The following is a 22,087-nucleotide window of genomic DNA, read 5'->3' as shown; positions in this document are numbered from 1 at the left end:
TCGACGGTGAAATATCGATGAGGGAACGCCATGGCATATCAACACGCTGACGTCCGAGCCATCCAAGTGATGGCTCTTTTCTTCGCACTAGGTGGCTCAGTCGTCCGCAATCGATGGCTCACAATGCTGCAATCCCTTGTCCAACGGACTTTGAGTCACATGATGGTCGACATATGTCACTGAGTGGTACCGAACATGGCATTTGGTGGTAAATAAAATGTCAGAGGCGGTAAAAACTCGTGGCCGTAATCATTTCTATGCTTTATAACGATTTTACTTAGTTTGCATAGAAAAGAATGATTGTCTTTCCTATTTATTTTAGCTTTCACGCCTACATGTTTCGTCATAGTTTTGTTACCGGAACGGAGACAGTTCGGTGGTAAGCCGTCAATTACTAGGTCATAATACATTCAAACTATCGACCACTACTCGTATGTAATTGATCTAGAAGGTTGAAATGCCATCGACAACTTAGAAGATTGAAAATATGGCAGCACGGGGACTGTTTCCTCGTGCTGCCATATGATTAGTCACGACTGTACAAATCGCGTGTATAAACTTTATCCGCTACATCTTCAAGCTCAGGATGTAAACGGTTCGTGACGATGACGTCTGCTGTCTCTTTGAATGCTTCAAAATCATTGATGACAGGTGAGTTGTAGAAAGACTCTTCTTTTAGAACCGGTTCATAGATGACGACCTCGACACCTTTCGCCTTGATGCGCTTCATAATCCCTTGGATTGAAGACGCACGGAAGTTGTCCGAATCCGTCTTCATCGTTAAACGATAGACGCCGACACGCTTCGGATTTTGCTTCAGAATCGACTCTGCGACAAAGTCTTTACGTGTCCGGTTTGCGTCTACAATTGCTCCGATGATGTTGTTCGGTACGTCCTCATAGTTGGCAAGCAGCTGTTTCGTATCTTTCGGCAAGCAGTAACCACCGTAACCGAATGATGGATTATTGTAGTGTGAGCCGATACGTGGATCGAGCCCTACACCTTCGATGATCTGCTTGGAATCAAGACCACGCACTTCAGCGTATGTATCAAGTTCATTAAAGAACGCGACACGCATCGCCAAATAAGTGTTCGAGAACAATTTGATGGCTTCCGCTTCAGTCGAGTCAGTCAACAACACCGTAATGTCTTCTTTAATTGCAGCATCTTTTAACAAGTTCGCGAACACTTCAGCACGCTCTGACTGCTCACCGACAACAATACGTGACGGATAGAGGTTATCGTGCAATGCTTGGCCCTCACGCAAAAATTCCGGTGAAAAAATGATGTTCTCAGTATCAAATTTTGCTTTTACTTCATCCGTATATCCAACCGGTACAGTTGATTTGATGACCATAATCGCATCAGGATTGATTGCTAAAACCGTTGCGATTACGCTCTCCACTGTACGAGTGTTGAAGTAGTTACGAACTGGATCATAATCTGTAGGTGTTGCAATCACTACATACTCTGCATCTTTAAAAGCTGTCAGATTATCCGTTGTCGCAACTAAATTTAATTTTTTATTTTGTAAAAAGTCTTCGATTTCAGCGTCAACAATTGGAGACTGCTTCGCATTAATCACATCGACTTTGTCTTTCATAATATCTAATGCAGTCACATCATTGTGTTGCGCAAGTAAAACGGCCATCGAAAGGCCGACATAACCAGTCCCGGCTACTGTAATTCGCATGATAAACCCCCTGATTAAGTATTCACAATTTTTACGTTGTAGTATTCCATATACCAATCAACGAATTTACCTAAGCCTTCTTCAATTGATGTGTTTGGTTGAAAATCGATATCACGTACAAGGTCAGAGACATCCGCATAAGTACGGTAGACGTCACCTGGTTGCATATCCATGTAGACTTTTACGGCTTCTTTACCAATCTTCTGTTCGAGCGTATTGATAAATTGCATCAACGTTACTGGTTTGTTGTTACCGATGTTATAGATTTTATATGGAGCAAAGCTTTCGCTCGTTGAATCAATCGTTTCGTCCCATTCAGGGTTCGCTTTAGGAGCATTAGGAATCAGTTTAACAATACCTTCTACGATGTCATCGATATAAGTAAAGTCGCGCTCCATCTTACCGTGATTGAACACCTTAATCGGGTTCCCTTCAATAATATCTTTCGTGAAAGAGAAGTAAGCCATGTCAGGACGTCCCCAAGGACCGTAGACGGTAAAGAATCGTAGACCAGTAGTTGGAATTCCATAAAGATGACTATACGTATGTGCCATCAACTCATTCGATTTTTTAGTCGCAGCGTATAAACTGACAGGATGATCTACACTATGGTTCGTTGAGAAGGGAGCAACTTTGTTACCACCGTACACAGAACTCGATGACGCATAGATCAAATGTTCAACAGGATTATTTCTGCATGCCTCTAAAATGTTTAAGAAACCTTGCATGTTTGAATCCATGTATGCTTGAGGATTTTCAATTGAATATCGAACGCCAGCTTGAGCAGCCAAATTAATTACGACAGCAGGTTTATACGTCTCAAATACTAAATTCAAATTCTTTGAATCAGAAATATCCACTTCTTCGAATTTAAAGTTCGACTGTTCAGAAAGCTCGGCCAAACGATCTGCTTTTAATTTCTCGCTATAGTAACTATTTAAATTATCGATTCCGATAATGCTTAACTCTTCATTTTCCAAAGCTTTAACTAAGTAAGAGCCGATGAAGCCAGCAGCACCTGTGATTAATATTGTTTTCATACTTCTACACCTTCATTAAGCAATGGCTTCCACCATTCTTCATTATCAAGATACCATTCAATCGTATGTTTAATCCCACTATCAAAGTTATGTTCTGGTTTCCATCCAAGCGCTTCAAGCTTACTTGGATCAATTGCGTATCGTTTATCGTGCCCGAGACGATCCTCGACAAACTCGATTAATTCTTCTGATTTTCCAAGATGTTTAATGATAGTTTTAACGACCTCTAAATTAGTTTTCTCATTATGTCCACCAACGTTATAAACTTCACCGTTTAGACCTTCGTGTAAAACTAAATCAATCGCTTTGCAATGATCTTCGACATGCAACCAATCTCTGATGTTTTGTCCGTTCCCGTAGACAGGTACATTCTGATCATTATGGACTCTAGAAATTGTGAGTGGAATCAATTTTTCAGGGAAATGATATGGACCATAGTTATTTGAACAACGAGTAATGTTAACCGGTAAACCGAACGTTTCATGGTAAGAGCGAACTAAGAAGTCACTGGCGGCCTTACTAGCACTATAAGGACTATTAGGTTGAAGTGGAGTGTCTTCCGTAAAGAATGTAGTCGGATCAAAGTCTAGTTCTCCATAAACTTCATCAGTTGACACGTGAACAAATTTTTTCACACCAATCTCTTTAGCAGCATCTAATAGTGCTTGTGTGCCCATTACGTTAGTTTTTACAAAAATACCTGGATCGGTAATCGAGCGATCCACGTGACTTTCAGCTGCAAAATGAACGACATAATCAAACTCTTCCTTCTTAAAAATACTCATGATTAACTCGTAATCAGCAATATCCGCTTGAATAAACTTGTAGTTTGGGTTTTCAGTTAAATCTTTATGTTTAGCCAACTCCCCAGCATAAGTTAACAAATCCAAGTTATAAATTTTATACATGGGGTAAGTTGAAGCCATATGATGTACAAAGTTTCCCCCAATAAATCCGGCTCCACCTGTGATAAGAATTTTTTTATCTGTCATTTTGCACCTCTTGTTTTAATTCATTTACGTAATGCGCAAGAGCCTGTTCCCAATGTGGCAGAGGCTCAAATCCATTAGCAATCAACTTTTGCTTTGACATTCTTGAATTTTTTGGTCTTATAGCTAATGTAGGGTACTCTTCAGAAGTGATACCTTCTACCTTGACGGAACTTCCAGCTACTTCAAATATTTTTTTAGCAAAATCCGCCCAACTGCAATATCCATCATTAGTTACTTGATAAACACCATATTTATTCGTTTGAATCATATTAATCAATAATTTAGCTAAGTCGTGTGTGTAAGTTGGTGAACCGATCTGGTCAGAAACCACTTTCAATTCTTTATGAGATTCAGCTAAACGTAGCATCGTTTTAATGAAATTATTCCCATTAATACCGAAGACCCAAGAAATTCGAACAACGAAAGAATTTTCTAAAAGATTTTGAACCACTCGCTCACCTTCATACTTTGTAAGGCCATAATAACTTTGTGGCAAAATTTTCGATTCTTCAGTGTAAGGTTGATCACCAGTACCCTCATAGACGTAGTCAGTGCTAATGTATAAAAATTTTGCTTGAATGGATTTAGCTGCTTCTACTAAATATTTTGTTCCATTTACGTTTACATCCCATGCTATCTCTCGGTCTTCTTCTGCTCGATCAACTGCCGTGTATGCTGCACAGTGAATTATTGCTTCCGGTTTTAAATCGTGAACATATTTAGTAACTTCATCTGCATTAGTAATATCTAAATCCTCAATCGTACTGCCAATCATGTCTAGGCCGTGCTTTCGTCCTTCACGAACGACATCATAGCCAAGTTGTCCATTATATCCGGTTACAAGTATTTTCATATTTGTTCTCCGTAGATAAAGTTATTGTCAGCATCCTTTAATTGCGGTGCCTTCTGATCTTTATCCGAAAGAACAGGTTGCTCTGTTGATGGCCATCCGATGTTAATCGATGGATCATTCCAAATAATTCCTCGATCATGATCTGGAGAGTACAATTCATCAACTTTATATTGAACTTCAACATCATTAGTTAACGTTAAAAATCCGTGAGCGAATCCTTTAGGTACCAACAATTGTTTCTTGTTCTCCGCTGACAATTCAACTCCAAACCATTTGCCGTACGTAGGACTATCTTTGCGAATATCTACAGCCACATCAAAAATAGAACCTTTTGTACAGCGCACTAGTTTAGTTTGAGACTTAGGTGCAAGTTGATAGTGGAGCCCACGAAGTGTATTAACTTCAGCAGAATATGAATGATTGTCTTGAATAAATTCATTCGTGATACCTAGTTCTTTTAATGAACTTGAATTGAAGGTTTCCATAAACCATCCACGATGATCTCCAAACAAGTTAGGCTCTAGAACTTTTACTCCGTCTAAAAAAGTATTAATAACTTTCATTTGTTATATCGCTCCTACCATATTTAATATCTGATTTTACCCGCTGCGACTTCTAATAAGTATTGTCCATATCCTGTTTTATTTAGGCTTTGTCCGGCTTCTTCTAATTGCTGTTTATCAATCCAACCGTTCAAAAAAGCAATTTCTTCTAACGCTGCAATTTTAACGCCTTGATGATCCTCAACTGTTTTGACAAAATTTGTTGCCTCAACCAAGCTTTGATGTGTTCCCGTATCTAACCACGTAAATCCTCTACCTAACAGTTCCACACTCAATGTTCCATTGTTCAAATAAGCTTCATTTATTGATGTGATTTCTAGTTCACCACGTTCCGAAGGTTGAACATTCTTTGCAATCTCAACAACTGAATTATCGTAGAAATATAAACCAGTAATGGCATAGTTTGACTTAGGATATTTTGGCTTTTCTTCGACACTAATCACTTTTCCATCTTCGTTAAACTCGACTACACCAAATCTTTCTGGATCAGTCACATGATAGCCAAAAACGGTGGCCCCACTTGTCTTCTCAGCTGCTCTTTGAAGAATGTTTCGCATTCCGCTACCGTAGTAAATATTATCACCTAATACCATAGCTACAGAATCCTCTCCAATAAACTCCTGACCTAAAATGAATGCCTGTGCAAGTCCATCAGGAGTTGGTTGAACAATATATTCAAGTTCGATACCAAACTGTGAACCATCACCTAATAGGTCTTTAAATCTCGGCAAGTCCTCAGGGGTAGAAATAATTAAAATTTCTTTGATTCCCGCAAGCATTAAAGTAGATAACGGATAATAAATCATAGGTTTATCATAAATAGGCAATAATTGTTTACTTGTAACCATGGTTAAAGGATAAAGTCTTGTCCCACTTCCTCCAGCTAAAACTATTCCTTTCATTAGTAACTCCTCCTCTTGAATTTAATTTTTTGTCTTAATGATTTTAGTTAAATAACGTACAGACATGCTAATTTCGTTTTTAAAAAAATACAAATAAAGAGAATAAAATCCAGAATAAAGCACAAAAGACGTACTATTAGATGCTATAGAATTCAGTGTGATAAACAACGTAATCATAATAATTTCAGGAAAAACACTTTTTAAAAATTGGATTCCAAGTATTTTGGTCAATAAATATTCACTGATTAAAGATCTCAAACCCAATAAAAATACTATCGATAAAATAGATAGGGTTAAATTTTGAACATTATATACTACAATCGCCGTGGTTATAAAACTTAAAAAAACTAAAAGTAGATTTACCGATAAAATAATCTTTTCTTTTCGGATAGCTTTTAAATAGGTATTAATTAGTAGTGCCATTTTCCCTTCAAATAGCACTATAGGAAAAAGCAATCCCATATAAATAATACTAAGTTCATATTCTGGGAGCCAAATTAAGAGCAAAAAGCTTAATGGATAGAAAAGAATCATACTCCCCAGTAAAGACATAGAAAGTAACGTTCTTAGGGTAAAGTACAGTTGAGACAATTCTTTTTTGGGAACTCTTTTCAAGACAGGGAAAATCACAATTCCAACTGCATTAATAAAAACTAGTAATAAATTTGAAACGCTAAGGGTTAGTGAAATTTTTCCAAAAGTAGAAACATCCCATATTTTTTCGATTCCAAACCTTACGTTTCCAACTATCAGTAGATTAGAGAAGTTCGCAATCATAAGTTTAATACCAACACTTATGTTTTTTTTTGCTTCTTCAAAAGCTGACCATCCTAATGCACTTTTATTAAATACAATTTCTTTGCAGTAATATATAGAAAGTAATAATGAAATAAGTTTTGCTGCTAAATCCATCATTATAATCTCGTTGTACAACCCATTATTAAAGATTAATAAGAATGTGATACCAAATAAAAAAGATACTCTGTCTGATAACATAACTAATGCGTATTTTTTTATTTCATTAGTAGCTTGCAAAACATATACAAGCATTACCCGCAAATTAACTAGTACCATTGAAATAGAAACCATTTTGACCACAAATGTTTTGTCTGGATCATGAACAAATAAATGTGCAAAAAACCACAAGACTATGAAAAATAGTAATTGAGTAATAAGTAACACGTAATACTGTTCAAAGAATACTTTTTTGTTTAGTTCCTTGTAATGTTTACCACCATATCTTAAGTAGATACCATCATTAAGACCTAGATGAAAAAAACCTACATAAGCACAATAAAATAGATAGAGTTGCAGAAGACCATAATCGTTAACTCCTAACAACTTCGGAAAGATTAATATAGTTATAGTGGAAATAGCTAATGTAATTACGTTACTAAAAATCGAATACCAAATGTTTTTCAGAAAAATCACAGCTTTATTATTCATTGAATTTCCTTAATCCTGTTATGTTTTTTTAAAAGTTTAAATAATAATTTTCAGTGAAAAAAGGAATTAACAGGGCCTCCATTGGTGTTTTAAAAACGAGATCAAAGTATATCCAACATATTACTGAAGTCCATGCTAATACTAAGAACGAGACTCGCATGTCTAGCTTTATAACCTTAGATATGCTTATCCCTGAGACCAACATATAATTCAAAATTAAAAAATTCCTTATCAGTCGATAGAATGTGATTTGAACCATAAATAAGGGGAAAAATATAACCGATAATATGTTTATTTGATGAATCAATTTGATTTTCTTTAAAGTTCCTACATCGGTTCTCTTTTGAGATAATTTAACTGCCCAGCCAGAGAGAAAGAGAGAAAAACCATGTAAGAGAAATAATATAAGAAAACCAAACTCTGTTTTTTGGTTCAAATATATTTGAATCTTTGAGTCGTCAATGCCTGATATTAAGGTTTCTAATCCAGGAATTGTATTGTTATTGATAAATATTACAATGCAGAAAACGAAAGTAATAAGCGCTAACACTTTTATTTTTATAGTTTGTTCAGTTTTTTCTGAAAACAGAGCAATAATAACAAAATATATGAGAAACGAAAAATGTATACTTGTAGCTAAACCCAAAACAATCGCGGAAAATACTTTTTTGAATTTATAGTCTGAAAACAACAAAATATTGAATGAAATAATAAACAAAGAAAAAGCGATAAAGTATCTAAACTGTTCGGCGCTAAGAATCACTAAGTACGTAGTAAATAAAGCAATGACATAATGAGGACTAGGAGAATATTTTTTCACGGAGACAAAAACTAATAATAAAGATAGAAAAATTACTATGCTTCTAAATAAGTAAAAATCATCAGTAATCATCCCACCTATTGACATTAAAATCTTATAACCTATTTCATACTGGCTTAAAGATCCCGCTAGAAAGTTTTGATATTCTAATTCATAATAATACAAATCGTTAGATAGTCCTGATGTATTTCGATAACCAGCAATTAAAAGAAATATGAAAATGAAGGAAACAGAATAAACCGGCATATTTATTCTGCTTTTGTATTTTAGACCGCAATATAAATTAATTAATATTGCAGATATATATATGATTATAGTCATTAAAGTTATCCTCGATCTTTATTTGTGACCTGTAATAAATCTTTTTTTTGTAATTGAGAGCTAATTAAACTCAAAAAAGTTTCTGGTGAATTTTCTCCCATATACTTATAATCAATAGCATTTTCAGTTTTGAAAAACTCTATATCTATTTCTTCTGGAAGTGTAAAATACTGAATGTAATTTGGATTATAAAATTTCGATTTTTTGGTGTAAGGATAATTAGTCAATAGTTTTTTGTTATACATAATGGCATCCCAAAAACGTAAAGTACTTCCTGTAGTACCTTTATCTAAAATCTCTAATATACAGTTAGCAGCCATAGTCCTTCCCATAAATTCTTTAAACGGCATAGCATGTGGACTGTAGATTATTCCTTCTTTTACTTGTTTTGAAGAATAGTTCTTGTCTACTATATAAAAGAAGCATTTTAATTTAGCTTTAGTTAATTTTTTATACGCTGTCTCTATTTCTCCAATACGATTTCTAGCCGCTCCTATAAATAAAACGTCGACTTCTTCATACTCTTGAATTTCTCTTCTCCATTCTTCCGGGACAAAAGAGTACGGTATCGAAGTATATATAAAGTCGTACTTTTTCACGTCACTCATATTATAAGATAGTATTAAATCAAATTTTTTTTTCATTTGAGTAACATCCATATATGATATTTTATTAAGTTTTGATTCTACCGTATCACTAAAGTAGAAAACAAATTTACTATTAGGATAACGAGTCTTAATGTATTTTAAAAAATCTGGATAATACCAATCAGCCGTAATGATAAAGCAGACTGTATCTTCTTTCTCAAAGTTTATATTTAATAACTTTTTATACCATATTTTTTTGAATGGTAAAGAGTATTTGTTGTTCATCCGATGAGAGAGATGAGCTTTACAAATGAAATTTAAAAAAGAAAATTTAAAAATATTGTTTCTTCGTATCACTCTGACATTGTTTGAATTTTCCACATCTAAAAAAAATAGCCGACTAAGATCTTTAAATCCATCATTAAAAATAACGTAGTTCAATAAATTCACCTTCTTTTCAAATAAATTTAACTATTTCATTATTATATTTCTCGAGTGTTTCATCATCAAAATCAATTCCAAATGTTCCTCCGGCTTCATTAACATACTTCCCTGTAATAGGAATTTTTTTTGTTGCATTCCTTAAGTACCATTCATATTCAATATCTAAATGACCAATATCTATGGCTTGATATCCCATCATGGCAATATCATAACTTAGAATAGTTGCTGTAGGGCCAAGGGCAATTAGATATAGATCATTACTAAAGGCGTTATTATTGTTAGCTTTCACAAAATCTAAGATGTCATGATATTTATCAAATGCATTTTCAGAAGGCGCAATTATTCTTTTAACAGAATACGCATTTTCTAATAAATCGTTGCCAACACCAAATCTAGTTTGACCGCCTTCAATGAGGACGACGTTTCTTCCATCCCATATTTTTTTCCATTGTTCAAATATTTGTTTGCTATTGAAATTATTTAAACCATTATAAGTTCTAGTGATCAATGAGTCGGAATATTTTTTGTTACTATCCAATAATTCCATCCATCTGTAATAGTATTTTCCTAAATGAGCATTTCGTGATTCTTGTCTCTCTTTAGAATGGTACTTTAGCGTACCAAAAAAGTCTGGTACCCCTATTAAAACTTCATTTTCGTTGGAAAGTAATACTTCTTTTAGCCTTCTACTTAATTCCTCGGAGTTACTTTGTCCAAAATATGCTTTTGCATCTTTATAAATCCATGCGATTTCTCCATCGCCAAATCTACTCAAGGATTTATGTTCATTTTTCAACATACTAAAAGTCTCATCATTAGTATAGTAATGAATTTTATTCATTCTATTTTTTATTAATGAAAATTTTAAGGCGTAAAACTTAATCAAAGGCCGTGCGTAAACAGTTCTATAGAGGGTAATAATTAACTTTCCACTTTTACTTTTTGATAATTTGTTTTTTGTTTTTGATAAGTGTAAATATATATTATTCATACGTCTCCTTTATAGACACAACCGCTTGTTTATATTTTTTATAAATTCTGTTTCTTTTAAAATTTAAATTTTCCAACTCAAATTCTTTTGATTTATTAAAATTTATGATTGCATTATTTGATAGCGATGGATTATCCATTTTTTTCAATATTTCACAAATTACATTAACATCGCCTTTATTAAATCTGACACTATTTTCTAATAATTCTGGGATTCCGGCTGTGTTTGATCCAATCGCAGGACAACCTCGACTTAGAGCTTCAATTAATGCACGTGGAAGCCCCTCCTGCTTACTCGGTTGTGCATATAAGTCGATAGTGTCCAACCAATTTATCACTTCATTTTTTGATAATAAACCTTTAAATGTAACTTTATCTTCCACACCAAATTTGTGAGCTATTTTTTTTAAATAGTCAGGACTTCCTCCACCTACCAACTCATAAGTAAAGTCATAACCACATTTATTCAAAATAGAAATAGCTTCGATTATATATTCTTGTCCTTTATATTTCACATTAACTGCTGCAGTTGTTCCAATTTTAAGTTTTTTACAATCAACATCATTAATTTTTTTTAATCTGCTTTGAAGTACATGATTATCTACTTTGTTTAAATAAACATTTGAAGCAAATGTATTTATACCATTTGAAGGATATCTTTTTTGTAACCACTTCTCTGTAACATAAGAAGCATAATCTGATTTTTTGATACCGCTTTTCGCTTTAAGGTATACATATGGGGCTATAATTTTTCCTAACAAGCCATGATTCCAATGAGCATCCCAGGCACATCCTCCAACCTCTACGAAATACTTCTTCTTTTGCTTTAAACTATACTTAATTGTTAAGTCACTGATTATGCTTGGCATTCTTGCAAATATTAAATCGGATTTACCAACATACTGTTCAATAATTTTGCTGTACTCATTTCTTTCTATTAGAAAGCCTTTAACAGTGTTTAAATTGGGAATTTCTATGATTTTCATATTGTTTAAATCTACTTTTTGCATATTAGCTTCTATGTAAGTTTTATCTAATGGTAAGGTTCTAATTAACACTACTAACTCATCGACAACTTCAAAATATCGAGAGAACATTTCATTTGTAAGAGTGGTGTTACAATATATTCCATTAATGTCCTTGTACATAGGCCCATCGAAACTAAATAGTCCAATCATTTATTCACCTTCTCAATCTCAAAATCAAATTATATTATTAATATGCAATACAAGATTATTTATTCTTCCAAATCTGTTTCTCGACATCAAAAAATTTTACAACTTTCGCAGGAACGCCTACAGCAATTGAGTTTTTTGGTATGTCTTTATTGACAACAGCATTTGCTCCGATGACACAGCCATCGCCTATAGTAACTCCAGGAAGAACACAAACATTGTCGCCTATCCAGACATTTTTTCCAATTCTCACAGGAGAAGTGGTTAATTCTCTTTCATTTGGAGGTGTGTTCGGATTCGATGCAAACGCACTATCAGAATAATTTCCATGAGCAATATCACTTATATAGATTTTAGATGCTAAGAGACAATTATCTCCTATAAAAACTTGTTCTCCAGCTGCAATATGTACATGATCACCAATTCTACAATTATATCCAATATTAATTTTTGTAGTTTCTTCACCTTTTATATCAAAAGCTTCCAACCTACAACCATATCCTGTCGTGAATTTTTCCCCATACATTATCTTTTTTTTACCTCTAATATAAAATGGCAATCGAATCAATCTTGCCTTTCGATAGAAACACTTAGTTACTATATAAGATATCCCGTTTCTAATTAATTCCATCAAACTATATTCATTTTTCATACTTCAAATTCTCCTTATAGATTGTTTCTAATTTTTTATTAAAAGCTTCTATAGAGAAATGTTCATCAAATACTGTTTTAACTTGAATCCTTTGATGCAAGAAGTACTCATCATTTAAATTATTTAATGCGTTAAATCCATCCGAGATGTTTATACCCACTGAATAATTTTCGACTATCCTTGTGGTATCAGCTTGGATATTATTTAGAATAGGAAGTCCGTGCTGAAAGTAATCAATTGATTTCATAGTAAGGCCTACACATACTGTTTGTTTCATGATGTTCAAACCATAATGGCACTTGCTAAATATATCTTGTTTTTCTTTTTCATCATAAATAATTCCATAATACTTAATTTTTGCACCAGTCATCGCTACGCTATTTATTAAAGTATCTTTACTCTCCCCATTTCCAATCACATGAAGAGTTACAGGTCTGACTTTTAACAAATTATTTATTATTTGTACGATTTGATCGATGTCTACTATATTATTAATTGACCCTAAATAAGCTATATCGAACTTTTCATTACTCAGCATTACATTTTTATTTAATTGAATTTTGTTTTTAGCAAGATGCAGAGTGACTTGTGGAATATCTCTTAATTCATTAACCAGAACCTCTTGGTATAAATCACATTCTGTAATAATTAAATCAGCACAATTCACATAATTAGATCTTATATTTTTCCAAGCACTTATTGGGAATAAATTCTTACCTCTCTTTAACGGAAGTGTTTCTGGCCATAAATCAATAATATCAAGTATTATTTTGACCTTCGGGTATTTTTTTTTATATAACGCAGCCTGTTTAACAAGTGAGTTGGGCGGCACCAAAATATATAAAACATCAGGTTCAATTTCTTTTACTTTCATAAAAGCTTCTTCAGAAAATTTTTGATGAGACTTTAATCTTTTAAAAGATAAATTCTTCTTATATTGTCTTGTTTTCAAGTAAAAAAAACCATTTTCTTCTATTTCACGCTTTTTTTTACTTGAATGGCTGAAATCTGATGAAATAACTGACACTTCATCACCTTGTTCTTTAAAAAAATCTCGAATGAGTTTAACTCTCTCTTCATAAGTATCGAAACAATTAACAATTACTACTTTCATTGGTTTACGCCTCACTATTTAAAGAATAATATTTTTTTATTGTTCTGACACAATCAAAAAATTTGTTGCTGCGCAAGCTTAGTATTAGCTCAATTCATTACTTATTTTTATATATAGATTCATCCTCTTTAGATATGGCAACTTCGTTATTTGCTATAGTTGGTCCTCCTTCAAGTACCCCGTCACGCTTTAAAACACTAGCAATAGTAGCTATAAAGCATCGAGCATCTAATGAAAAAGAGATTTTTTCAATGTAATAACCATCTAATTTTGCTTTGATCGTAATTGGTAATTCATCTCGTCCGTTGATTTGAGCCCACCCCGTTAATCCGGGAAGAACATTATTAGCACCATATTTTTCACGTTCTTCAAGTAAATCATATTGATTCCAGAGTGCTGGCCGTGGACCAATTACAGACATCTCTCCTTTAAGGATGTTAATAATTTGTGGTAATTCATCAAGACTCGTTTTCCGCAGGAACTTACCGACTTTTGTGATGTACAGTTCCGGGTCACTTAATAAGTGTGTTGGCGTGTCTTTCGGGGCGTCGATTCGCATCGTTCGAAACTTCAAAATATTGAAGTGTGAACGGTGAAGACCGACTCGTTTTTGTTTGAAAAAGACCGGACCTTTCGACTCAAGTTTAATTGCAATCATAATTCCAAAAAATAAGGGAGCAAGTACAATCAGTCCAATCAACGACATCATCAAATCAATTTTTCGCTTGTGTTCAATATACTTCATCATTCACACTCCATAATCTAGACTGTTTCTTTTAGTTGATCATGCTTAACCGCATCGAGACAATCGTTTGCCCAGTTAACGAGATAAAGACCGAGCGCTTCACTCGTCTTTAACTCATTCATTCTTGAAAGTTTCCCTTCCAAGTCCGATTCTTCGCTAACGATACCTGTAAAAATTTTCGGATAGACTGCCTCAGGATGAACTTCTCCTTCTTTTAACAGCTCTTCGAACATCTTTTCTCCAGGGCGAATTCCACTAAACTCAATCGTAATTTGATTTTCAGTAAATCCGCTCAATTTAATCATATTACGGGCAAGATCCACAATTTTCACTGGTTCACCCATATCAAGGACAAAAACTTCTCCTCCATCAGCGAGTGTTCCTGCTTGAATAACCAAGCGACTAGCTTCAGGAATTGTCATAAAGTAACGCGTCATATCAGGATGTGTTACAGTCACCGGTCCACCTTTTTCAATTTGCTTTTTAAACAGTGGAATAACAGAACCCCGACTGCCCAATACATTCCCAAAACGGACAATGGCATACTTTGTTTGACTAGTTTTCGCTACATTTTGAACGACCATTTCAGCGATACGTTTTGTCGATCCCATAACGTTCGTCGGATTGACGGCTTTATCCGTTGAAATCATGACAAATCGATTAGCACCAAACTCATTTGCCATTTCCGCGACATTTCTCGTGCCGTATATATTATTCTTTACTGCTTCATGTGGATTTGCTTCCATTAAAGGAACATGTTTATGCGCTGCTGCATGGAAGACTAGATGCGGGGAGTGCTTCATGAACACTTCACGCAACCGTTCTACATCTTGCACGTCGGCAATAACTGGAATCAAGTCGACTTCTAGTTTCAATTCACGAAGTTCACGTTCAATTAAATAAATGCTGTTCTCCCCGTGACCTAATAGGAGAAGGCGTTCTGGACTAAATTTCAAAATTTGTCGACAAATTTCTGACCCGATCGATCCCCCTGCGCCCGTAACGAGCACTGTCTTACCTTCCACCTCTGATTGAATCCCTGAAATATCAAGTTCCACCGGTTCACGACCTAATAAGTCATCGATTGATACTTGACGCATTTGGTTGACAGCTACTTTTCCGGCTGCCACTTCCTCAATCATTGGCAACGTATGAACATTCATACAGATTGCTTTGGCCCGTTTAATAACTGCAAGTCGGTCCTGATAATTCATAGATGGAATAGCGAATACAATTTTATCAATCGCATGACTCTCGACAACACTTTCTAATTGTTCGAGCGTCCCCAATACTCTGACACCGTTCACAGTAAGATTTTGAAGATGAAGATTATCATCAATAAACCCGACTGGATTCATACGATGATTATCTGATTGATTGATTTGACGGACTAGCATGCGACCAGCTTGACCGGCTCCAACAATCAGTGTCCTCTTTTCAGATTTACGACGTTTCATCTTTCTTCCACCTAGTATTAAACGACGATCCTGTTTCCAGGTCACGTATATTCGCGAGCCTAAACGAATACCACCTAATAGTAGAAGCGATAGACAAAAACTAAGGAATAACATTCTTTCCATCGCTTCTCCGTAAACAGCAAATTGGAGAGCGTACAAAGTCAACGTGCTCATGATAAGAGTTACAGCAAGGCGAATGGCTTCTGACATGCTCGCGAAGCGCCATGCGACTCGATAAAGACGACTAATACCGGCCATCACGATAAATAGCGCGCTGTATAGTAAAGCGGACTCCACAAAATGATTGCGATCCACATTTTCAATAAATTCAATTGGATATAAAAAGAAGTACGTGACGAACATTGAAGATAAAATAGCCATAATATCAAGAAACACTAGTACGCTTGTTCGAAATGATTTTCGACTTAACTCAGGAATCGACATCTGTTTTCCTCCTTACTTCACTGGATTCAAAGAAGATTGTTCTTCCATCAGTTCCGTCATCATCTTTAATACATCTTCTCGGAGATCGTCTCTTTTTAATGCAAATTCAAGAGTTGTTTGAATAAATCCTAACTTTTCTCCAACATCATAGCGTTTGCCATTGAATTCGTAAGCATACACACGCTCTACTTCATTCAATCGGGTAATAGCATCCGTCAATTGAATTTCGCCACCTGCTCCTGGAACCTGTGTTTCCAAGAAATTAAATATTTGAGGAGTAAACAAATATCGACCTAAAATGGCCAAATTCGATGGTTCTGTACCTGGTGCCGGCTTCTCTACAAAGGATTCAACTTTATGTAAACCGCCTTCAAGTGACGCCTGAGGGTCAACAATCCCATAACGGTGAGTTACATCACTTGAAACAGGCTGCACACCAATAATTGAGCTATTTGTAATTTCATATTGTTCAATCAATTGTTTTGTACAAGGCTTCTCGGCCTGCACAATATCGTCTCCAAGCATGACAACAAACGGCTCATTCCCTACAAACGCTTTTGCCTGCAAAACCGCATGACCCAGCCCCATTGGTTTTGATTGACGAATGAAGTGAATATTAATATTGGTAGTTTCTTCAACTAACTTTAAAAATTCAGACTTCCCCTTTTCAATCAACTGTTGTTCAAGCTCTGGCACAGAATCAAAATGATCTTCAATCGCACGTTTACCTTTACCCGTGACAATTAGAATATCTTCAATTCCTGATTCAACTGCTTCTTCAATGATGTATTGAATCGTTGGTTTATCGACGATTGGTAACATTTCTTTCGGCATCGCCTTTGTTGCCGGCAAAAAACGCGTCCCTAATCCTGCAGCTGGAATCACAGCTTTTTTCACTACTTTACTTGCCATGATGCTCCTCCTCTATGGGTAAATATATATTATCTGTCTGATTCATAGAAAAAAGGATGTAACTTACATCCTTTCAAAATTATAAATTAAGATTATCACTTTAGACCTAATATAAAAACATACGAGGAGTAAAATAAACCTAAAATCGTTCGACAGTTGTCGACATTTTCTCTATTTTTAACCAATTAAGTCAATGAATTTAACTGAATATCAGAACAATTCACTTCTTCCACTTTCCTCGCCAGTTCTTGGTCGGCAATGTCGGCGGATCGATGAATACAAAATCATCCTTGATGACTGCTTCTGCGTTGATGACATAATTTTCCCATTTGTCTGCACCAAGTTCATCCCGCACGACCTTCTCGACTTCTGTCCAATAAAACGTTCGTCGCCCCGTACTATGCGCATCTGATGCAATCAAATGGCTCAAACCGTTACGTAGGAACGTGAACGCGAGGTCTTTGACGTTATTTCCGAACGCTCCGGTCAAACTACTTGTCGTAATTTGTGACAGTGCTCCAGACGATACAAAATCCATCAGTCGTTGCGGGTTGGTCGCGAACGTTTTGTTTCGTTCTGGATGAGCGATAATCGGGGTATACCCTTCCGTTTGAAGGCCGAAGAAGAGCTGTTCCGCATAAGCTGGTACCGAGTCACTCGGGAACTCCACGAGTACGTAACGAGATCCAGCAAGCGATAACGCCTCCCCTTGCTCTAACGATTCAACGAGGTCACCGAAGATTCGGATCTCTTGTCCCGGATACAAATCGAGATTGATGTTTTCTTGTCTGAGTACGTTTTGTAGTTTTGTCACAGCACTTGCGACATCAAGCCGACTTGTATCAAACTGCGGCTGAAACGCGTGGGGGGTGACTACGATTGCAGTCACCCCTTCACTTACTGCGCGCTTCGCCATTTCGACCGCTTGTTCGACTGTTTCCGGACCGTCATCGACGGCCGGTAATAAGTGACAATGAATATCAATCATGGCGTGCTCTCCTTCTTATTCATATGCGTAATAGTAATAATGATCATCGCTACCTTGTGGTTCGCGCTTGTTCAAGACGACGCCGAGGATATGTGCATCAGCCAAAATAAGTTGTTCTTTTGCTTTGACGACCATTTGGCGGTCTGACTTATCACAACCGACAACGAGGACGACTCCGTCGACTTTGCGGGCCAAGAGGCGCGTATCTGCCACTTGCATCATCGGAGGTGCATCTAAAATGATGACGTCATAGTTCGCTTTTAATTCTTCTAGTACACGATCCATCATCTTCGATGACAATAGTTCTGACGGGTTTGGTGGGATCGGACCTGCCGCAATCAAATCTAAGTTCTCGATTTGTGTCGTGTGTGTTGCTTTGTCCACCGTTGTTTTCTTGGCCAATACTGTCGATAGACCAATCCCGTTTGACAAACGGAATGTGAAGTGAGCCGTCGGGCGACGCATGTCACAGTCGACGAGCAACACTCGTTTCCCTTGTTGGGCATACACAACCGCGAGGTTAGATGATGTCGTCGATTTCCCTTCACCGGACGAAGAAGATGTAATGACCATCGTCTGCAACTCGTCATCGACCGCCGTGAACTCTAAGTTCGTGCGGATCGTACGGTATTGTTCCGAGATTGGCGACTTCGGTTTCAACACCGTAATCAACTCACGACCTGACTTGTCGTATTGGGTATGCTTATGTTTCTTTTTTCCGAACTTAAACATGGACTCGTTCACCTTTCACGTTAGCTTGACGTTGTTGACGCATTTCGACTTTATCGATGACAGGAATTGAGCCGAGAACCGGAAGTTCCAAAATCGTCTCGACATCTTGTTCTGTCTTGATTCGACGATCGAGCACTACTCTCAGGAATGCCATAGCCACACCAATCATCATGCCAAGAACTGTCGCAATGGCCGTGTTCAATAAGATGTTCGGGCTAACCGGCAACATCGGGACCGATGCGTTCGAGAGAACTTTGACGTTGTCGACGCTCATCAATTCAGGTACTTCTGTCGAGAAGACATCGCTAATCTCGTTGGCGATATCGGTGGCGAGCACCGGGTTCGTATGTTGCACTTTAATGTTGATGACCTGCGAGTTTTGTTCGCTGTTGACTGTGATTAAGTTTGCAATATTATCAGGGGCACCGATTACATTTTCTTGAACCTGCTCTAAAATGGCTGGACTTTGAATGATGACCCGGTATGTGTTTACTAAGTTGATCGAAGATTGAACTTGTCCTAAATCAATCGATTGTTCAGATTGTTTTGGTGCGACAAGAACTTGCGTCGATGCTTCATATGTTGGACTAATGACGAATGAGCTCACTAAAAAGGCGATTAGCGCCGCGATGATTGCTAAACTTGCGATGAGCCATTTGCTCCGTTTTAAAATGGAAAATAGTTCTCCAAGGGAAATTGTTTCTTCTTTCATCTTCGTCTGTTCTCTCCTCTGTTTTTTAAAGTCACTACTGGAAAAATTCCGCAGATAATATTTAACAGTGCCAATACCAAAACATTATAGCAAAAATCTTCACAGTTGATGACCCATTTTTTAAAATTTGGGTTTTTTGGTATGTAAATCTGATAAACTTTGTTAGGAAGAACTTAACAAAAGGAGGAGACAATAGTGCACGTTAGTGAGCGCCTACTCCAGTTGTACGCAGATATGAATGCGACGACACGTATCAAATTGCAAGATGCGATTAAACAAAATTTAGGGGACGGAAAGTCGTTGGCCGTATCTTTCGAAGAATTGACGGGGACAACGGACCCAACCTTTTCGACCGAAGCCAAATCGGCGGCCGACTTTGCGTCATGGATTAAGGACGGGAAGAAAGATGCCACGTTCCTTCCATACTATGTGTCTTTACTCGAGATGCACGAAGACGTGTTCCATAAAGAGTCGACAGTACCGAAGCCAACACCTGTTGACAAGACATCGGTCAATGAGGTACCGCTTGTGGATCAAACGATGGTCTCCGTGCCTGAACCGCCCGTAGTGGAAACCCCAACACCAGAAGCGAAATCATCCGCCGCAAAACCACGGTATATGCCGGAAGCCCCGGTCCCGTCACGGGCAGAACGGGCAAAATACCATCGGACGATCGAGCCGGCACGACCACGCCGGAAGTCCGGTAAATGGATTGGTGTTCTGTTCATCCTTGTGTTATTCATCGGAGGCGGCTATATCGGGTATCCCTATGTCATGGACTTGTTGGAACCAAAACAAGAAGCCCAAGTCGTCGAGGAAACACCACAGCCGGATCCCGAACCGGTCGTCCAAGATCCGGAGACGAACTATGTATGGCTCGCCTCGAAAAACGTCAACCTCGTCTCAGAACCGAACGGCGCGACGGTCACCTACATAGGAGATATCGGCGACCGATACGAAGTTGTGAAGGAACAAGATGAGCACGTCGAAGTGAATTTGGACGGGACGACAGCATGGGCCCCGCTCGACTCCGTCACGACCGACTGGCCGACGGGTGATTTGACGGATAGTGCCTTACTCGACTGGGTCAACGCGAATTTGAATAACGAATGGCTCGGCGAATCGATTCCTGATTTCTTCGCCATGAACGAAGCAGCACTCACGGAGACGATCGGCGCGCCATACGGCCGTGAGACGGATGCGTTGAACGCTTATACATTCTATAATGGCGGTTTCTTCGTGATCCAAGACGATAAGGTACACGCCATCGACTGGACGAACACACAGACGACACGCGAAGCCTTCAGTCCGCTCGGTGAAGCTGTGCTTGAGACGGACGATGCAGTGGTATATGAGAGTGAGACATACTCACTCCGCTTATTTGAAGGCACGAACGGACAAACCCGGGTACGACTGACTGAAAAATAAGAGCGTTTCACGGAAGGAGCAATCCCCATGAACACAATCCTCGTCACAGGCGGTGCCGGTTATATCGGTACCCACACCGTCTTACAGTTGCTAGAAACTGGCCACGACGTCATCGTCCTCGACAACTTGTCGAACAGTCGCCGCGAGGCGCTCGACCGTGTTGAAGCATTGACCGGGAAATCGGTCACATTCTATCTCGGCGACATCCTCGACCGCGAACTGCTCGAACAAATCTTTTTGACACATACGATTGACGCCGTCATCCACTTCGCCGGACTGAAAGCTGTCGGCGAATCGGTATCCGAGCCGCTCCGCTATTACGAGAACAACGTCGTCGGGACGACCGTCCTGTTAGAAGTGATGAACGCGTTCGATGTGAAACGAATCGTCTTCAGCTCGTCGGCAACCGTATACGGTATGCCGGAACGGACACCAATCGACGAGTCGTTCCCGCTCAGCGCGACAAACCCATATGGCCGCACGAAACTGATGATTGAAGATATCATGCGCGACCTCGCCGTCGCCGACCCGTCATGGAGCATCGCCCTCCTCCGTTACTTCAATCCGATCGGCGCCCACGAATCTGGCCAAATTGGCGAAGATCCGTTCGACATCCCGAACAACTTGATGCCATACATCACGCAAGTCGCCGTCGGCCGCTTGAATGAATTGAGCGTGTTCGGTGACGATTACGATACACCAGACGGGACCGGTGTCCGCGACTATATCCACGTCGTCGACTTGGCTGAGGGTCACTTGAAGGCGCTCGACTACGTCATGGACCATACGGGTGCCGAGGCGTTCAACCTCGGGACCGGGACCGGCTATAGCGTCCTCGACCTCGTCCAGGCGTTCGAGGCGGAAAGTGGAAAAGATGTCCCCTACAAAGTGACACCACGCCGCCCCGGTGACATCGCCATCTGCTTCGCCGACCCGGCGAAGTCGAAACGTGTGCTCGGCTGGGAAGCGAAACATGACGTCCGCGCCATGTGCCGTGACGCCTGGAACTGGCAATCGAACAATCCGAACGGTTATCGCTAACACAAAAACGATTCCTCATCCATGTCGATGAGGAAT

22 protein-coding genes are annotated in these 22,087 nt (G+C 38.1%); 3 read left to right on the top strand and 19 right to left on the bottom strand.

Going from position 1 to position 22,087, the window contains the following annotated elements:
* Positions 1–30: 30 nt before the first annotated feature.
* Complete coding sequence (locus EVJ34_RS15750; protein WP_161568912.1) at positions 31–183, top strand: hypothetical protein; 153 nt, start codon at positions 31–33, stop codon at positions 181–183.
* 343 nt (positions 184–526) lie between these two features.
* On the opposite strand, the gene EVJ34_RS10790 is transcribed toward EVJ34_RS15750, so the two are convergent.
* From EVJ34_RS10790 to EVJ34_RS10700, 19 genes are all read right to left on the bottom strand, one after another.
* A complete protein-coding gene (locus EVJ34_RS10790) occupies positions 527–1,693 on the bottom strand; it encodes a nucleotide sugar dehydrogenase (protein ID WP_131485628.1) in 1,167 nt (388 codons plus the stop codon).
* 14 nt (positions 1,694–1,707) lie between these two features.
* On the bottom strand, positions 1,708–2,733 hold the full coding sequence (locus EVJ34_RS10785) for an NAD-dependent epimerase (protein WP_131485627.1): 1,026 nt from the start codon (positions 2,731–2,733) through the stop codon (positions 1,708–1,710).
* Complete coding sequence (rfbB, locus tag EVJ34_RS10780; RefSeq protein ID WP_131485626.1) at positions 2,730–3,725, bottom strand: dTDP-glucose 4,6-dehydratase; 996 nt, start codon at positions 3,723–3,725, stop codon at positions 2,730–2,732. Before rfbB ends, EVJ34_RS10785 begins: the two co-directional genes overlap by 4 nt.
* Positions 3,715–4,578 carry a dTDP-4-dehydrorhamnose reductase gene (gene rfbD, locus EVJ34_RS10775; protein ID WP_131485625.1) on the bottom strand — a complete coding sequence of 288 codons (864 nt, stop codon included), beginning with the start codon at positions 4,576–4,578 and terminating at the stop codon, positions 3,715–3,717. The genes rfbB and rfbD overlap by 11 nt, the downstream gene beginning before the upstream one ends.
* Positions 4,575–5,141 carry a dTDP-4-dehydrorhamnose 3,5-epimerase gene (gene rfbC / locus EVJ34_RS10770; protein ID WP_131485624.1) on the bottom strand — a complete coding sequence of 189 codons (567 nt, stop codon included), beginning with the start codon at positions 5,139–5,141 and terminating at the stop codon, positions 4,575–4,577. The genes rfbD and rfbC overlap by 4 nt, the downstream gene beginning before the upstream one ends.
* Before the next feature lie 23 nt (positions 5,142–5,164).
* Positions 5,165–6,043, bottom strand: coding sequence for a glucose-1-phosphate thymidylyltransferase RfbA (gene rfbA / locus EVJ34_RS10765; RefSeq protein ID WP_131485623.1), 879 nt, complete (start codon positions 6,041–6,043; stop codon positions 5,165–5,167).
* Positions 6,044–6,064: 21 nt separating this feature from the next.
* Complete coding sequence (locus tag EVJ34_RS10760; protein WP_131485622.1) at positions 6,065–7,489, bottom strand: oligosaccharide flippase family protein; 1,425 nt, start codon at positions 7,487–7,489, stop codon at positions 6,065–6,067.
* 28 nt (positions 7,490–7,517) lie between these two features.
* The gene (locus tag EVJ34_RS10755) at positions 7,518–8,555 is read right to left on the bottom strand and encodes an EpsG family protein (protein ID WP_161568911.1); all 1,038 of its coding nucleotides are present in this window, start codon (positions 8,553–8,555) and stop codon (positions 7,518–7,520) included.
* 80 nt (positions 8,556–8,635) lie between these two features.
* Positions 8,636–9,658 carry a WaaS/CpsH family glycosyltransferase gene (locus tag EVJ34_RS10750; RefSeq protein WP_131485620.1) on the bottom strand — a complete coding sequence of 341 codons (1,023 nt, stop codon included), beginning with the start codon at positions 9,656–9,658 and terminating at the stop codon, positions 8,636–8,638.
* A gap of 16 nt (positions 9,659–9,674) precedes the next feature.
* Positions 9,675–10,460: a GT-D fold domain-containing glycosyltransferase gene (locus EVJ34_RS15745; RefSeq protein ID WP_161568910.1), complete on the bottom strand. Its 786-nt coding sequence runs from the start codon at positions 10,458–10,460 to the stop codon at positions 9,675–9,677.
* Between the two features lie 184 nt (positions 10,461–10,644).
* Positions 10,645–11,829, bottom strand: coding sequence for a glycosyltransferase (locus tag EVJ34_RS10740; protein ID WP_131485618.1), 1,185 nt, complete (start codon positions 11,827–11,829; stop codon positions 10,645–10,647).
* A 55-nt stretch (positions 11,830–11,884) separates the two neighbouring features.
* Positions 11,885–12,478: a DapH/DapD/GlmU-related protein gene (locus EVJ34_RS15965; RefSeq protein ID WP_131485617.1), complete on the bottom strand. Its 594-nt coding sequence runs from the start codon at positions 12,476–12,478 to the stop codon at positions 11,885–11,887.
* Positions 12,468–13,592, bottom strand: a complete 1,125-nt coding sequence (locus EVJ34_RS10730; RefSeq protein WP_131485616.1) for a glycosyltransferase family protein — start codon at positions 13,590–13,592, stop codon at positions 12,468–12,470. Before EVJ34_RS10730 ends, EVJ34_RS15965 begins: the two co-directional genes overlap by 11 nt.
* A gap of 97 nt (positions 13,593–13,689) precedes the next feature.
* Positions 13,690–14,337, bottom strand: coding sequence for a sugar transferase (locus EVJ34_RS10725; protein ID WP_131485615.1), 648 nt, complete (start codon positions 14,335–14,337; stop codon positions 13,690–13,692).
* 17 nt (positions 14,338–14,354) lie between these two features.
* On the bottom strand, positions 14,355–16,238 hold the full coding sequence (locus EVJ34_RS10720) for a polysaccharide biosynthesis protein (RefSeq protein ID WP_131485614.1): 1,884 nt from the start codon (positions 16,236–16,238) through the stop codon (positions 14,355–14,357).
* A gap of 12 nt (positions 16,239–16,250) precedes the next feature.
* Positions 16,251–17,150 (bottom strand): UTP--glucose-1-phosphate uridylyltransferase GalU, encoded by a 900-nt coding sequence (galU, locus tag EVJ34_RS10715; RefSeq protein WP_131485613.1) that lies wholly within the window; start codon positions 17,148–17,150, stop codon positions 16,251–16,253.
* A 220-nt stretch (positions 17,151–17,370) separates the two neighbouring features.
* Positions 17,371–18,138, bottom strand: a complete 768-nt coding sequence (locus tag EVJ34_RS10710; RefSeq protein ID WP_131485612.1) for a tyrosine-protein phosphatase — start codon at positions 18,136–18,138, stop codon at positions 17,371–17,373.
* A 15-nt stretch (positions 18,139–18,153) separates the two neighbouring features.
* A complete protein-coding gene (locus tag EVJ34_RS10705) occupies positions 18,154–18,870 on the bottom strand; it encodes a CpsD/CapB family tyrosine-protein kinase (protein WP_131436203.1) in 717 nt (238 codons plus the stop codon).
* Complete coding sequence (locus EVJ34_RS10700; protein WP_131485611.1) at positions 18,863–19,582, bottom strand: YveK family protein; 720 nt, start codon at positions 19,580–19,582, stop codon at positions 18,863–18,865. The genes EVJ34_RS10705 and EVJ34_RS10700 overlap by 8 nt, the downstream gene beginning before the upstream one ends.
* Positions 19,583–19,777: 195 nt before the next feature.
* Here EVJ34_RS10700 and EVJ34_RS10695 point away from each other — a divergent pair, with 195 nt between their 5' ends.
* Both EVJ34_RS10695 and galE read left to right on the top strand, forming a co-directional pair.
* The gene (locus tag EVJ34_RS10695) at positions 19,778–21,010 is read left to right on the top strand and encodes a hypothetical protein (protein ID WP_131485610.1); all 1,233 of its coding nucleotides are present in this window, start codon (positions 19,778–19,780) and stop codon (positions 21,008–21,010) included.
* 27 nt (positions 21,011–21,037) lie between these two features.
* Positions 21,038–22,051 (top strand): UDP-glucose 4-epimerase GalE, encoded by a 1,014-nt coding sequence (gene galE, locus EVJ34_RS10690; protein WP_131485609.1) that lies wholly within the window; start codon positions 21,038–21,040, stop codon positions 22,049–22,051.
* Positions 22,052–22,087 lie beyond the last annotated feature (36 nt).

It is taken from the genome of Exiguobacterium sp. SL-9, from assembly GCF_004336985.1.
Classification (GTDB): Bacteria; Bacillota; Bacilli; order Exiguobacteriales; family Exiguobacteriaceae; genus Exiguobacterium.
The sequence above is the reverse complement of the archived record's forward strand: the minus strand, read 5'-3'. Positions and strand labels throughout refer to the sequence as shown.